At 71.4% G+C, this 13585-nt stretch carries 11 protein-coding genes; 7 read left to right on the plus strand and 4 right to left on the minus strand.

Annotation, left to right across the window (positions count from 1 at the left end; all coding sequences use genetic code 11):
* Positions 1–42: 42 nt before the first annotated feature.
* Complete coding sequence (gene htpG / locus MXD95_RS21060; RefSeq protein WP_250642408.1) at positions 43–2064, minus strand: molecular chaperone HtpG; 2022 nt, start codon at positions 2062–2064, stop codon at positions 43–45.
* Positions 2065–2683: 619 nt separating this feature from the next.
* Here htpG and MXD95_RS21065 point away from each other — a divergent pair.
* The 4 genes from MXD95_RS21065 (at position 2684) to MXD95_RS21080 (ending at position 7938) form a co-directional block, all read left to right on the plus strand.
* On the plus strand, positions 2684–4543 hold the full coding sequence (locus tag MXD95_RS21065) for an ABC-F family ATP-binding cassette domain-containing protein (RefSeq protein ID WP_250642409.1): 1860 nt from the start codon (positions 2684–2686) through the stop codon (positions 4541–4543).
* Positions 4540–5115, plus strand: a complete 576-nt coding sequence (locus tag MXD95_RS21070) for an AAA family ATPase (protein WP_250642410.1) — start codon at positions 4540–4542, stop codon at positions 5113–5115. Before MXD95_RS21065 ends, MXD95_RS21070 begins: the two co-directional genes overlap by 4 nt.
* 259 nt (positions 5116–5374) lie before the next feature.
* Entirely contained in the window at positions 5375–6550 is a 1176-nt protein-coding gene (locus MXD95_RS21075; protein WP_250642411.1) for a terpene synthase family protein, read from the plus strand.
* A gap of 8 nt (positions 6551–6558) precedes the next feature.
* The gene (locus tag MXD95_RS21080; RefSeq protein ID WP_250642412.1) at positions 6559–7938 is read left to right on the plus strand and encodes a cytochrome P450; all 1380 of its coding nucleotides are present in this window, start codon (positions 6559–6561) and stop codon (positions 7936–7938) included.
* A 24-nt stretch (positions 7939–7962) separates the two neighbouring features.
* On the opposite strand, the gene MXD95_RS21085 is transcribed toward MXD95_RS21080, so the two are convergent.
* Positions 7963–8547 (minus strand): TetR/AcrR family transcriptional regulator, encoded by a 585-nt coding sequence (locus MXD95_RS21085; RefSeq protein ID WP_250642413.1) that lies wholly within the window; start codon positions 8545–8547, stop codon positions 7963–7965.
* A gap of 137 nt (positions 8548–8684) precedes the next feature.
* On the opposite strand from MXD95_RS21085, the gene MXD95_RS21090 reads away from it, so the two are divergent.
* Complete coding sequence (locus MXD95_RS21090; protein ID WP_250642414.1) at positions 8685–9662, plus strand: SDR family NAD(P)-dependent oxidoreductase; 978 nt, start codon at positions 8685–8687, stop codon at positions 9660–9662.
* A 46-nt stretch (positions 9663–9708) separates the two neighbouring features.
* On the opposite strand, the gene MXD95_RS21095 is transcribed toward MXD95_RS21090, so the two are convergent.
* Together MXD95_RS21095 and MXD95_RS21100 are read right to left on the minus strand one after the other, a co-directional pair.
* Positions 9709–10200: a flavin reductase family protein gene (locus MXD95_RS21095; protein ID WP_250642415.1), complete on the minus strand. Its 492-nt coding sequence runs from the start codon at positions 10198–10200 to the stop codon at positions 9709–9711.
* Between the two features lie 180 nt (positions 10201–10380).
* A complete protein-coding gene (locus tag MXD95_RS21100) occupies positions 10381–11754 on the minus strand; it encodes an LLM class flavin-dependent oxidoreductase (RefSeq protein ID WP_250642416.1) in 1374 nt (457 codons plus the stop codon).
* Between the two features lie 334 nt (positions 11755–12088).
* On the opposite strand from MXD95_RS21100, the gene MXD95_RS21105 reads away from it, so the two are divergent.
* On the plus strand, positions 12089–12994 hold the full coding sequence (locus MXD95_RS21105) for a LysR substrate-binding domain-containing protein (protein WP_308301540.1): 906 nt from the start codon (positions 12089–12091) through the stop codon (positions 12992–12994).
* A gap of 5 nt (positions 12995–12999) precedes the next feature.
* Positions 13000–13551 (plus strand): cupin domain-containing protein, encoded by a 552-nt coding sequence (locus tag MXD95_RS21110; protein WP_250642417.1) that lies wholly within the window; start codon positions 13000–13002, stop codon positions 13549–13551.
* The last annotated feature ends 34 nt before the right edge of the window (positions 13552–13585 follow it).

Here is a 13585-nt window from a genome sequence, read left to right on the forward strand (position 1 = left end):
CCGCCCGAGCAGGACTGCCGGGCGGGCGGGTGCCTGTGCTGCTTACAGCGCGCTGGCCAGGCGGCCGGCGAGCAGGCGGGTGAACCGGGCGGGGTCGCGCAGGTCCCCACCCTCGGCGAGCAGAGCCAGGTCGTAGAGCAGGTCGACGGTCTCGGTAAGCGCGGCGGACTCGGCGTCCTGCTCGTGGGCGCGCCGCAGCCCGGCGACCAGCGGATGGGTGGGGTTGAGCTCGAGGATGCGCTTGGCGTGCGGCACGGGCTGGCCCATCGAGCGGTACATCCGCTCCAGTGCCGGCGTCATGTCGAACGTGTCGCCGACGACGCAGGCGGGCGAGGTCGTCAGCCGGGAGGAGAGCCGGACCTCCTTGACCTCGTCGCCGAGCCGCTCGCCCATCCACGAGAGCAGCGCGGCGAAGTCGGAGCGCTGCTGTTCCCGCTCGGCCTCGGCGGTCTTCTTCTCCTCGTCGGTGTCGAGGTCGACCTGGCCCTTGGCGATGGACTGCAGCTGCCTGCCGTCGAACTGACCGACCCGCTCGACCCAGACCTCGTCGACCGGGTCGGTCAGGATCAGCACCTCGTAGCCGCGGGCCGCGAACGCCTCCATGTGCGGCGAGTTCTCGACGGTCGCCCGCGAGTCGCCGGTCATGTAGTAGATCTCGTTCTGGCCCTCCTTCATCCGCTCGACGTAGCCGCGCAGCGTTGTCGTCCGCTCCGGGTCGTGCGTGGACGCGGCCGAGACGATCTCGAGGATCGCCTCGCTGTCCTCCGCGACCTCGAGCAGGCCCTCCTTGACCGCGGCGCCGAACTCCGACCAGAAGGTGTGGTACTTCTCGGCCTCGTCCGTGAGCAGCGTCCGCACCGTCGCCAGCACCTTGCGAACCAGCCGGCGGCGGACCTGCTGGATCCGCCGGTCCTGCTGCAGGATCTCCCGGGAGATGTTCAGCGACAGGTCCCGCGCGTCGACGACACCCTTGACGAAGCGCAGGTAGTTCGGGAGCAGCGCCTCACAGTCGTCCATGATGAACACCCGCTTGACGTACAGCTGGACGCCCCGGCGGGCGTCGCGCGTGTAGAGGTCCAGGGGCGCCCGGGACGGGATGAACAGCAGCGCCTCGTATTCGAACGTGCCCTCGCCCTTCATCTGGACGATCTCGAGCGGGTCGCTCCAGTCGTGGCTGAGGTGCCGGTAGAGCTCGTTGTACTCGGCCGGCTCGACCTCGTCCTTCGGCCGCGCCCACAGCGCTTTCATCGAGTTCAGTGTCTCGACCTCGACGATGGTCGCGGCCGGTGCCGCGCCCGCCGCGCCGCTCTCACCAGCGACCTGCGGATCGCCGACGCCCTGCGCATCGGTGGCGCCCTGCGGATCGGTGGCGGCGTCGGCCTCGATCGGCGCGGGACGCTCCACCGCCATCCGGATCGGCCAGGCGATGAAGTCAGAGTAGCGCTTGACGATCTCGCGGATCTTGCGCCCGTCGGTGTAGTCGAACAGCCGGTCCTCGGCGTCCTCGGGCTTGAGGTGCACCGTGACAGCGGTTCCCCGCGGCGCGTCGGCCGCCTCCTCGATCGTGTAGCTACCCTCACCGCTGGATTCCCAGCGGGTACCGGCGTCCTGCCCGGCACGCCGGGTCACCAGCGTGACCCGGTCCGCCACCATGAACGTCGCGTAGAACCCGACGCCGAACTGGCCGATCAGCTCGGCGGAGGCGCTCGTGTCCCCGGCCGCCCGCGCCTCGGAGATCTTCTGCAGCAGCTCGGCCGTGCCGGACCGGGCGATCGTGCCGATCAGGCTGACGACATCCTCGCGGGACATGCCGATGCCGTTGTCACGCACCGTGAGAGTGCGCGCGGCCCGGTCGACCTCAAGCTCGATGTGCAGGTCGGACGTGTCCACCCGCAGCTCCTGCTCGACGAGCGACGTCAGGCGCAGCTTGTCCAACGCATCGGACGCGTTGGAGATCAGCTCCCGGAGGAACACATCCTTGTCGGAATAGATCGAGTGCACCATCAGCCGCAGCAGCTGACGCGCCTCGGCCTGGAATTCCAGCGTCTCGACCCGGGTCGTCACGGGGCTCTCCTCCACATACGGATATCCACACGAACAGGACGGCGAGGGGGCGAGGTGGGCGGCGACAGCCGGACCCCCACCAGCCACACCACGTCAGCGGCAAAAATCATACCTATCCGGACTGATCCCGCGCCGCCACCCCGACCACGGACGCTCCCGCCCAGCACGAAGAAACCCCCCCTGAAACCCATGGTCGCTACACCGGGCAATGAGTCGCCAAGCAAGATCTGCCTACACAGGTCGCCGTGGGGGGCATATCGGACATGAATGCCCCCTTAACGACCTACTTGGATCTTGCCCCTGCCATCGCCATCACACAGGGTGGCTTTGGCGCGGAGGTCCCCTCGGTGGCCTCGGGCCAGGCGGGTAAGCGGGCGGGCGGGTGGGTGGGCGGGCGGGCGGGTGAGGGGGCGGATGAGCGGGCGGGCGGATGAGCGGGTGGGCGGATGAGCGGGTGGGTGGGTGTCGTGGCGAAAAACGGGTTGCTGGCCGTCGGGGGGTGTGGCAGGTTCGGTGGCAGTCCGATCCCCGAGCCAAGTGAGCTGCCGATGCTCCTCTGAGGCGCCGACCTGACGGCCCATCCTGGCCGTCCCGCCTGGTATCGCCTCGGAGGACGCGTATGTCCACCCAGCTCACGCTGGATGGCGTCAGCAAGTCATATGATCATCGGCCCGTGCTGCGGGACGCCTCCTGTTCGCTGCCACCCGGCGGCCGCACGGGAATCATCGGCGAGAACGGGGCCGGCAAGAGCACCGTGCTCCGGCTGCTCGCCGGAGGGGAACGACCCGACGAGGGTCGGGTCATCGTCCAGGCGGACGCCGGTGTCGGCTACCTGCCGCAGGAGACCCCGTTCCCGCCGGGCTGGATGGTCGGCGACGCCATCGACGACGCGCTCGCGGATCTGCGCGCGATCGAGTCCCGGCTTCGCCAGCTCGAGGCCGCCATGGCCACGCCGGACGACGAGCTCCTGGCCGAGTACGGGACGCTGCTGACCGCGTTCGACCTGCGCGGCGGGTACGACGCCGACGCACGCGTCGAACGGGTGCTGCACGGGGTGGGGCTCGCGGGACTGGCCCGCCACCGGGCCGTCGCGACGCTTTCCGGCGGGCAGGCCGCACGCCTGCGCCTGGCGTGTGTGCTCAGCGGTGGACGGGAGGTGCTGCTGCTCGACGAGCCGACGAACCATCTCGACGACGACGCGCTCGGCTGGCTCGCCGCGTATCTACGCACCCGGGCCGGGACCACCGCCGTGGTCTCGCATGACCGGATGTTCCTGGAAGCGGTCGCCGACACGCTCGTCGAGGTGGACGCGGCAAGCCACGGGCTGACCCGCTACGGCAACGGCTACGCCGGGTACCTCGCGGCTCGGTCCGCCGCCCGGGCCCGCCAGGCCCAGGCGCACGCCGACTGGCAGGCAGCCGTCGACCGTCAACGGGACGCGGCGACCACCACGGCACGCCGCGTCTCCCACCAGCGGGCCCCGACCGACCGCAACAAGATGGCCTACGGCCTGGCCGGCGACCGGGTCCAGCAGGCGGTCGCCAGCCGGGTACGCAACGCCGAGCAGCGCCTGCACCGCCTGCTCGCCCACCCGGTCGCGCCGCCCCCCGAACCGCTGCGCTTCACCCTGCCGACCGCGCGCACCCGACCGGCCCCATCCACCCCGCACACCCGACCGGCTCCGCACACCCCGCAGGCCCGACCGGCCCCGCAGGCCCAACCCGCCCTCCGCGGTGACGCGGAACACCGCGAGCCGGTGCCGTGCGCGACATCCACGCCCGGCGGTCGCGTGGAACACCGTCCTGCGTCCTGGACATCGTCGTCGCCGCACCCGCTGGTCAGCGCGGCGGACGTGGCGGTCACCGGACGGCTGGCGGCCGTCGGTCTGAGCGTGGGCGCCGGGGACCGGCTGCTGGTCGACGGCCCGAACGGGGCCGGCAAGACGACGCTGCTGCGCGTTCTCGCCGGTGAGATCGTCCCCGACGAGGGTCAGGTCATCCGTCGTGGCCGACTCGCCCACCTGCCACAGCAGGTCCGGGTGACCCGGCCCGAGCGCACCCTGCTGGCCGCCTTCGCCCATGGCCGGGCCGCTGCGCGGCAAGCCGAGGCACGGGAAACCGAAGCACGGCAAGCCGAGGCGCGGGTCCAAGTCCGGCGGGAGGACGCGCAGGCGCTGCTCGCGTTCGGGCTGTTCACGCGCGACCAGCTCGCCGTGCCACTCGGCCGGGCCTCCGCGGGCCAGCGCCAACGGCTCGCCCTCGCGCTGGTGCTGGCCGCGGGCGCCGACGTCCTGCTGCTCGACGAGCCGACCAACCATCTTTCCCTCGCCCTCGTCGACGAGCTCGAGGCCGCCTTCGACGACTTTCCCGGCGCGATCGTCCTGGTCAGCCACGATCGCTGGATCCGCCGTCGCTGGCGCGGCGACCGCCTCGGCCTCGCCGTCGCCGTGGCGGCCGACGAGCGGGACACCGCCCGATGAGCCTGCCGGGGCAGCCGGCGGGGCAGGTCATTGTGCTGACCGGACCGCCGGGTGCGGGGAAGTCGACCGTGGCCCGGCGGATCACCGAGTACGATTCGCCCAGCCCGACTCCCTGTGTGCACCTGCCGGCGGACGACTTCTGGCGGCACATACGCCGGGGCGGCATCTCCCCCTATCGGCCCGAGGCCCACCGGCAGAACACCGTCGTCATCGACGTCGTCGCGCAGGCGACCTTCGGGTATGCCGCCGGTGGATACGACGTCGTGTGTGACGGCATTGTCGGGCCCTGGTTCCTTGGCCCTTTCCGTCGCCGTAGCGCCGGCAGCGGCATCGCGCTGCACTACGTCGTGCTGCGCCCGGACGAGGCGACGACCGTGCGTCGCGCCACCGCGCGCACCGGCGCCGATGCGCTGGTCGACCCGGTACCGCTACGGGCACTGCACCGCCAGTTCCGCGGCCTCGGACCGTTCGAGCCGCATGTCCTGGACTCCGGCCGCATGCGCCCCGAGGCGACGGCCACCGCTGTCCTGACCGGAATCGCCGACGGCCGCTACCGCATCCGGACGTCGTGACGGACATCGTGACGGACGTCGTGGCCGCGAGCCCACCGGACCGCGGAACCTACATATGATCCAGATATATGATCCAGATCACAGTATGCGCGAACCGGTCCTGAAACAGCGCCGCCATGCATTGCACCGCCGGACGCGAACGGCACCCCATTTCCGTCATTCCGGTTGACAGTCGACAGCTACCTACCTAGCATTTTTCTTGTTCCACCCCCCGGCCAGGCGCCCACCGATCCGCGGATTCCAGGGAGACACCGACGAGATGGAAGCGCCGTCGTCCGGTCCGGTGCGCGAGTTCTTCCTTCCCGAGCTTCCGCGGACGCTGCCCTTTCGATACCATCCAAAGGCGGCGCAGATCGAGTTCGCGTCCAACGGGTGGGTGCGGGAATACCTCGCCGACTGCTTTGCCAGCGAATCCGAGCTGCTTTTCTTTCTCCGCCAGCGCAACGGGCTCTACGGCCCGCTCACGATCCCGGATGCCGGCGCGGGCCGCGCCCGCGACGTTGCCGACTGGTATCAGTTCGTCACGGTGATCGACACCTTCGTCTCCGACCGGACCGGGCTCGGAGCGGATCTCGACGACGCGCTCGCCGTCTTCGGCTCGATCGTCAGCGATTTCATCCCCGACCAGATCCCCGGCCAGATCCGCGGCCGGCCGCGCGCCACCGCGGCCGACGAGCCGCGGGTGGACCAGGTCGCCTACGGGCGGGCCGCGCGCGACCTGTGGCGGCGGATCAGTGCGGGGCTCAGCCGGGCCCAGACGCAGCGCCTGGTCACCGCCCTGGCCGACTTCCTGCGCGGCTGCGCGACCGAGATCGACACGAAGCTCGCCGGCGCCGTGCCCGACTACGAGACGTGCCTGGCCGTACGGCTGGACAGTTTCGGCTGCGACTTCATCGAGCTGATGACCGAGTACGGCGCCGAGGTCGACCTCAGCGACCTGCGCACCGAACTCGCCGAGGTCCACGACCACTGCCGCCGCCAGATGATCATCGTCAACGACCTGCTGTCCTGGCGCAAGGAGCACGCCCAGGACGACCCGATGACCGTCGTGCGGGTCCTGGTCGAACACGACGGCCTGCCGCTACAGGCAGCGGTCGACCGGCTGTGCGAACTGGTCGCCTGGCACGAGCGGGAGTACACCCGCACCCGGGACGCGCTGCTCGCCGGCCCGCTCGGCGCACGCGCGGACGTCCGCGCCTACCTCGGCGCCGTCGACCTGCTCATGGGCGGCAGCCAGGAGTTCGAGTACCTCACTCCGCGCTACTTCGGCGACGGCGCGGTCTGGGACGGCTCGACCTCGGGCTGGATCGACCTGCACGCCCCGGTCACCCGTTTCCGCCCGACGCCTCTTACGACCGACGAGCGGGCCCCCCTGATCCCCCTTCCGACTGACGAGCGCCTGCCGGCTGGCGACCACCCGCCGGGTGGGTCTTAGGTGGTGCGATGAGGACCAGCCCGCGGACCACGGGTTCCTACACGTTCGCCGTGGCCGACGGCCGGCTGCCGGGGCTCGGGCACACCGGGCAACTCTGGCGCCGGCCGCTGGCGTTCCTCGCGTCCCTGCCGGCGCAGGGGGATCTCGTCCAGATCGATCTCGGCCCGCGTCCGGCGTATCTCGCCTGCCATCCTGATCTTGTCAACGAGGTGCTGGTCCGGGCGCGGATCTACGACAAGGGCGGTCCGCTGTTCGACAAGGTGCGGCTGCTCATCGGTGACGGGTTGGTCAGCGCCCCCTGGGAGCTGCACCGCCGGCTGCGCCGGATGATGCAGCCCGCCTTCCACTCCGGCCGCCTCGGCGGTTACCTGCAGCTCATGCAGGAGGAGATCACCAGCGTGCTCGACGAGTGGCGCGAGGGCGTGCCGATCGACATCAGCGAGGCGCTGCACACCCTGACCCTTCGGATCACCGCGCGCACGATGTTCGCCACCGACGTCGCCGGCAAGCCCATCGTCGCCGAGGTCGCCGAGTGCATGCCGATCATCATGCGCGGGGTCTACCAGCGCACGGTCGCGCCGTTCGACTGGTGGGAGAAGATCCCGCTGCCCGCCAACCGCCGGTTCGACGAGGTTCGCCAGCGGATACTCACGATCATCGGCGAGACCGTCGAGACGCAGCGGCGCGACGCGACCGACCACGGTGACCTGCTCTCGATCCTGATCTCCGCCCGCGACGATGAGGCCGCCCCCGGCGCCACCGCCCCGCCCCGGCTCACCGATGCGGAGGTGTTCGACCAGGTCATGACGCTGCTCATCGGCGGCACCGAGACCACGGCGAACGCGATCGCCTGGGTGCTGCACGTGCTGGCCGAGAACCCCCGGGTGGAGGCCGGCGTGCACGCGGAGCTGGCGGGCGTCGTCGGCGACCGGCCCCCGCGGGTCGCCGACATTCCCGCGCTGCAGTACACCGCCCGGGTCCTGCACGAAACCCTGCGGCTTTACCCGCCGGCCTGGGTGCTGACCCGGCTGACCACCGAGGACACCGAGCTTGGCGGACACGCCCTTCCGAAGGGCTCGATCGTGCTCTACAGCCCATACGCGATGGGGCACAGCGCCGCCCTGTTCGACGACCCGGAGCGCTTCGACCCCGACCGCTGGCTGCCCGAGCGGGCCCGGGCGATCCCCGCCGGCGCGTTCACCGCGTTCGGCGGGGGCAGCCGCAAATGCATCGGGGACACGTTCGGCCTGGCCGAGGCGACCCTCACGATCGCGAGCATCGCGCACCGGTTCTGGCTGCGCCCGGTGGCCGGCGCCCGCCCGCACACCGCGGTCCCCCGGGCGGCCCTGGGTACCGGCCCCTACCCGATGCTTGCCTGGCGGCGCTGAGCCGGCCTGGCGGCGGGGGGCCTGCTACGAACGGATGGGCCGCAGGCCGTCCATCAGCAGGTCAAGCAGGCGTCCGGCCTGGTCACGGTCCGCCCGGTCGAGAGCGATCAGGCAGATGCCGCTGAGGCTGACCAGCACGTCATCCGGTTCGACATCGTCGCGCAGCTCGCCGGTGGCCGCGCCGGCTCGCAGCAGGGTCGCCGTCGCCGTTGTCAGCCGCGACCGGCTGCGGGCGAACGGATCCCCCCCGGAGGCGATCAGCGCGCGCAGCGCGTCGCCCATGCCACGCTTGGTCGTCATGTAGTCGAAGAACCGGTCCATCCAGGCCCGCAGCGCTGCCCGCGGCGGCGCAGCGGCGAGCAGCTCGTCGACGCCACCGCAGAGCCGGTCGAGCTCACCCTGGTAAGCGGCGTAGACGAGGGCCTCGCGGGTCGGATAGTGGCGGTAGAGGGTGCCGATGCCGACCCCCGCCTCCCGGGCGATCGCCTCGAGCGAGACGTCCGGGCCGCCCTGGGACAGCACCCGCACCGCGACCTCGAGCAGCCGCTCCCGGTTACGCCGCGCGTCGGCACGCAGCGGACGCGGTCCCGCGTCCGGACTCCCTGCCATGCGCACCATCCCTCGTGCCCGCCGTCACCGCGCCGACGGACGGAATGTTCCGGAGGACCCTCCGGTTAGACTGGACATCACACCAAAGCGATAGATCCTCCGCCTGATTCTACTGATCTTCCCGGAAGGGACGCCCGATGAGTGACCTGATCACGACCCCCTTTGGTGCCGAGTCGACCGCCGCGGAGGTGATGGAGGGCGTCGACCTCACCGGGCGTCGCGTGGTGGTGACCGGCGGCGCCTCGGGCATCGGCATCGAGACGGCCCGGGCCCTCGCCGACGCCGGAGCCGAGGTGACGCTGGCCGTGCGCGACGTCGCCGCCGGCGAGCGGGTCGCCGCCGAGATCAGTGCGTCGACCGGGGCGAAGAGCGTGCCCGTCGGCCGGCTCGACCTCGCCGACCCGGCCAGCGTGGCCGCGTTCGTCGCCGGTTGGGACGGTCCCCTGGACATCCTGGTCAACAACGCCGGCGTCATGGCCACGCCGTTGACGCGCACCGCGCGGGGCTACGAGCTGCAGTTCGCCACCAACCATCTCGGCCACTTCGCCCTGGCCACCGGCCTGCGTCCCGCCCTCGCCGCGGCCGCGGCCAGCTCACCCAGCCAGCAGGCCCGCGTGGTCTCGGTGAGCTCGAGTGCCCACCATCGCTCCCCCGTCGTCTTCGACGACATCCACTTCGAGCGCCGCGCGTACGACCCGTGGTTGGCATACGGGCAGTCCAAGACGGCCAACGTGCTGTTCGCCGTCGAGGCCACCAGGCGGTGGGCGGCCGACGGCATCACCGTCAACGCGCTGATGCCCGGTGGCATCCGCACCAACCTGCAGCGCCACATCACCGAGGAGGAGCTCGAGCGGCTGCGCGCCACCGCGAGCACGGCCCCGGGTTTGCAACCAGCCCCGGCACTGCGCTGGAAGACCCCCGAGCAGGGCGCGGCCACCACGGTGCTGCTCGCCACGTCACCGTTGCTGACCGGGGTGGGTGGCCGGTACTTCGAGGACTGCCACGAGGCCGAGGTCGGCGCGCTGACCGCCCGCAACGGCGTCGCCCCCTACGCCCTTGACCCCGAGGCCGCCGCCCGCCTCTGGGACGTCTCCGTCGCCAGTCTCGAAGGCTGATCGCCCGGCAACCAGCCACCTCGGCGCTGGTCACCTGAGGCGCTGGTCAGCGCTCCAGGCGGTGGAAGCGGCTGGCGTGGAAGACGAGCGGGCTCACGTCGTGGTCGGCGTCGAGGTCGTGCACGCGCAGCAAGACGATGTCGTGGTCACCGGCGCGGACCTGCTGCTCGACGCTCGTCTCCAGCCAGCCGCCGGCGCCGTCGAGCAGGACGGCTCCGTCGCCGGTCGTCCGCCAGGCAAGCTCGGCGAACCGGTCGACCCCCCGCCCGGCGAGCTGCCGACCGGCCCGTTCCTGGGCGGCGCTGAGGATGCTCACCCCGAGCCGCGGCGCGGTCCGCAGCACCGGCCAGGTGTTCGAGCTGTGCGCGACGCACACCGAGACCAGCGGCGGGTCCAGGGAGACCGAGGTGAACGAGCTCACCGCCATCCCCACCGGGGCACCGTCGACGACCGCGGCCACCGCCGCCACCCCGGATGGAAATGCCCCGAACACGTGCCGCAACCGAAGGGGATCGAAGACCTGCGGGGGACTCACCATCTGCCTGCCTCCACCGTTCGGGTCGTGATGTTGGGCCGGTCGTGCAGCCGTGCCGGTCTCGTGCCGGATTCGAGAGTCGTACAGATCGGGACTCGTATCGACACGAATTTGTTCCCGCTTCAACCTGATACCAGGTCGCAGGAAGCCGCGTCGGAAGTAGCCGCTTCGGAAGTAGCCGCGTCAGGAGACAGCCGCGACCACGGGCGTCTCGGCCGACCGCTGACTCTCACGGGCCGCGGTGTGGCGGTTCTCGGGAACAGGCAGGCCGAGGTTGCCACGCAACGTGGTGGCGTCGTATTCCGTGCGCACGATCCCGCGTTCCCGCAGGATCGGCAGCACGCCGTCGGTGAACAGGGCGAATTCCCGCGCCGAGTTGACCATGACGTTGATGCCGTCGAAGCCGTCCGCCTCGAACCAGCGCTGGATCTCGTTCGCGACGGTCAGCGGCGTGCCGACGAACGGTGAGCGGCGGGCGTCAATCTGGTGCTGGACGACCTGGCGCAGAGTGAGATTGTTCTCCCGGGCCAGCTTCGTGATCGCCTCGGCGTGCGTGCGGAAGCTCAGCGCACCGGCGTCGCTCACCTCGGGGAACGGTGCGTCCAGGTCGTAGCGGGAGAAGTCGTGCCAGCCGAAGGGGCGGCCAAGCTCGGCCAGGGCACGGTCGAAGCCGAGCTCGCCGCGGATCGCCCGCTCCTTCTCCCTGGCCTCGGCGTCGGTGTCGGCGATGATCGGGGAGATGCCGGGGACGATGAGCAGATGCTCGGGATCACGGCCCTTGCCGGCCACCCTGGCCCGCATCTCGCGGCGGAAGACCTGCGCCTGCTCCAGGCTCACCGCGTGGGTGAAGATCGCCTCGGCGATACTCGCGCCCAGGTCACGGCCCTCCTCGGAGTCGCCGGCCTGGAAGATGACCGGCTGGCCCTGCGGGGTGCGCTCCAGGTTGAGCGGGCCGACGACGGAGAAGTAGTCGCCGCGGTGGTCAAGCGGGTGCTGCCGCGTCCGGTCGAAGAACACGCCACGGTCCCGGTCCCGGGGGAAGGCGTCGGCCTCATAGGAGTCCCACAGGCCCTGCGCGATCCGCACATGCTCCAGGGCGCGGCCGTAGCGGGTGGCGTAGTCGAAGTGCGCGTCCCGGCTGTAGTTGCCGGCGGTGCCCGCATCGCCGCTGGTCACGACGTTCCAGCCGGCGCGTCCGCCGCTGATGTGGTCCAGCGAGGCAAGCCGGCGGGCCACGTTGAACGGCTCGTTGTAGGACGTGGTGATCGTGCCGACCAGGCCGATGTGGCTGGTGTGCACGGCGACGGCGGACAGCAGCGTCAGCGGCTCGAGCCGGCTGAGGTAGTGATGCGGGGAGTCCGGCGTGATGAACTGGCTGTCGACGATGAAGACGTGGTCGAACTTCGCCGCCTCGGCCTGCTGTGCCCGGGCGATGTACCACCGCACGTCGACGCTCGCGTTGGTCGGGATGTCGGGGTCCAGCCAGGTGGTGTGCTGGCCGGGGCCGCCGACGCCGAACAGGACGGCGCCGAGTTTCAGGGTGCGACGGGACGACATGGGCGTGAGGACCTTCCTGGACGGACGCGCGCCGACGGGGCGCCCACCCGGGAGGCGGACGCTCGCAGAGTGATGGCCGAGGGTGGGCGGGGCGGAGGCAGCGGAGACAGGAAGTCAGCGGGACAGCGGGGACGGCAGCCGGGTGAGCACCCGGCCCATCGGGCCCGCCGGTCAGCTCAGCAACAGAGCGCTGCCTGGCCGCGAGCGAGATCAAGCCAGCGACAACGCGTGAGCAACACGCAGGTCGACTGGGTCATGGCGCCAAGCATGCGGCGTTGGGCGCGCAATGTCCAACGACGCTTCGCGATGACGATTCATCGCGGATCGTGATGCATTGTCGAGTAATCTGGTCGACATGCGCCGGATCCTGGACATCGCCCCGCTGCGCAGCCTCGTCGCTGTCGCGGACTGTGGCGGCTTCCAGCGGGCGGCGACGTCGCTGCACCTGAGCCAGGCCGCCGTCAGCCAGCACGTGCGCCGCCTGGAGACGGCCACCGGCCGGCTGCTCGTCGAGCGCCAGGGCCGCGGCTCCCGGCTGACCACCGACGGGGAGAAGCTGCTCGCCCAGGCCAGGCGCATCCTCGCCCTGCACGACGAGGCGATCGAGGAGTTCGGCCTCGTCGACGAGCGGACGATCATCATCGGGTCGACGGAGCACGCCGCGGCCCAGCTGCTGCCCTACCTGAGCGCGGCCCTGGAGCGCACGCTGCCCCACCAGCAGATCCGCTTCCGGATCGACCGGGGCAGCAACCTGCGCGACCGGCTCGACGGCGGTGGCCTCGACCTCGCCCTGCTGCTCGGCCCGGCCGACGACCCGCGCGCGGAGCCGGTCGGTGAGTTGGAGCTGACCTGGTATGCCGCCCCCGGCTGGCGCCGTCCCGCCGCATCCGGGCCGATCCCGGTCGTGGCCTTCGACCATCCGTGCGCGCTGCGCACCCGCGCGCTCGAGACACTGTCCCGGCACGACCTGTCCGCGGTGATCGGCGCGGAGGCCCTGCAGCTCGCGGGCGTGCAGGCGGCGGTCGGAGCCGGCCTCGGCGTTGCGCTGATGGCCACGCTGCGCCAGACTCCGCCAGGGCTCGTCCCGCTCGACGACCTGCCCACCCCCGGCGCGCTGCCGCTCGCGGTCTGGTCGCGCAGCGGACTCGCCGAACCGGTCACCCGCGAGGTGACCGGTGCTCTGCGTGACCTGCTCGCGAGACCCGCGGGCAGGGGTCTCGCCCTCGTCAAGGGAGCCTGAGTCTGATGCCCGCCGTTCACGTGCCCGCTGGCAGCGCCGACGGGCCGTACGTCCGCACCCCCAGCGGCGTCCTGCTGCCCGCCGACATCGACCCGTTCCACCGCCGCCTGCACCGCGTCGCCCCCACCGCCCTGATCGGCGACACCACCCAGACCACCGGAATGCGCCGCCGCGAGGCGATCAGCGGCAAGACCGTCGGCGCCCGCAACCTGTGGATGGGCCAGACCCACGTCCCCGCGGCCACGTCGTCGGCCAACCACCACCACGGCGCATCCGAGACCGCGATCTACGTCGTGGCCGGCAACCCCGCCTTCGTCTTCCTCGACGTCGATGGCGACGAGCCGGTCGAGACCCGCATCGAGACCGCCCCCGGCGACTACGTCTTCGTCCCGCCCTACGTCCCGCACCGCGAGGAGAATCCCGACCCCTCGGTCGAGGCCGTGGTCGTGATCGCCCGCACCACCCAGGAGGCGATCGTCGTCAACCTCGAGGGCCTCGACTGGTCCGAGGTCCGCCCCGACGAGCACGGCGCCGCCGGCTCCGAGTGCGCTCCCTGACGTCTCCGCCACGCCGGGCTAGCAGGTGGGCCGC

Source organism: Frankia sp. AiPa1 (assembly GCF_023243075.1).
Taxonomy (GTDB): domain Bacteria; phylum Actinomycetota; class Actinomycetes; order Frankiales; family Frankiaceae; genus Frankia.

What these genes read in the sequence shown, in the direction of transcription:
- MXD95_RS21080 (WP_250642412.1), top strand. Translation starts at nt 6,559, where the DNA reads ATGAGGACCAGCCCGCGGACCACGGGTTCCTACACGTTCGCCGTGGCC.
- MXD95_RS21085 (WP_250642413.1), bottom strand. Translation starts at nt 8,547, where the DNA reads ATGGCAGGGAGTCCGGACGCGGGACCGCGTCCGCTGCGTGCCGACGCG.
- MXD95_RS21110 (WP_250642417.1), top strand. Translation starts at nt 13,000, where the DNA reads ATGCCCGCCGTTCACGTGCCCGCTGGCAGCGCCGACGGGCCGTACGTC.
- MXD95_RS21075 (WP_250642411.1), top strand. Translation starts at nt 5,375, where the DNA reads ATGGAAGCGCCGTCGTCCGGTCCGGTGCGCGAGTTCTTCCTTCCCGAG.
- MXD95_RS21090 (WP_250642414.1), top strand. Translation starts at nt 8,685, where the DNA reads ATGAGTGACCTGATCACGACCCCCTTTGGTGCCGAGTCGACCGCCGCG.
- MXD95_RS21070 (WP_250642410.1), top strand. Translation starts at nt 4,540, where the DNA reads ATGAGCCTGCCGGGGCAGCCGGCGGGGCAGGTCATTGTGCTGACCGGA.
- MXD95_RS21100 (WP_250642416.1), bottom strand. Translation starts at nt 11,754, where the DNA reads ATGTCGTCCCGTCGCACCCTGAAACTCGGCGCCGTCCTGTTCGGCGTC.
- MXD95_RS21095 (WP_250642415.1), bottom strand. Translation starts at nt 10,200, where the DNA reads ATGGTGAGTCCCCCGCAGGTCTTCGATCCCCTTCGGTTGCGGCACGTG.
- MXD95_RS21065 (WP_250642409.1), top strand. Translation starts at nt 2,684, where the DNA reads ATGTCCACCCAGCTCACGCTGGATGGCGTCAGCAAGTCATATGATCAT.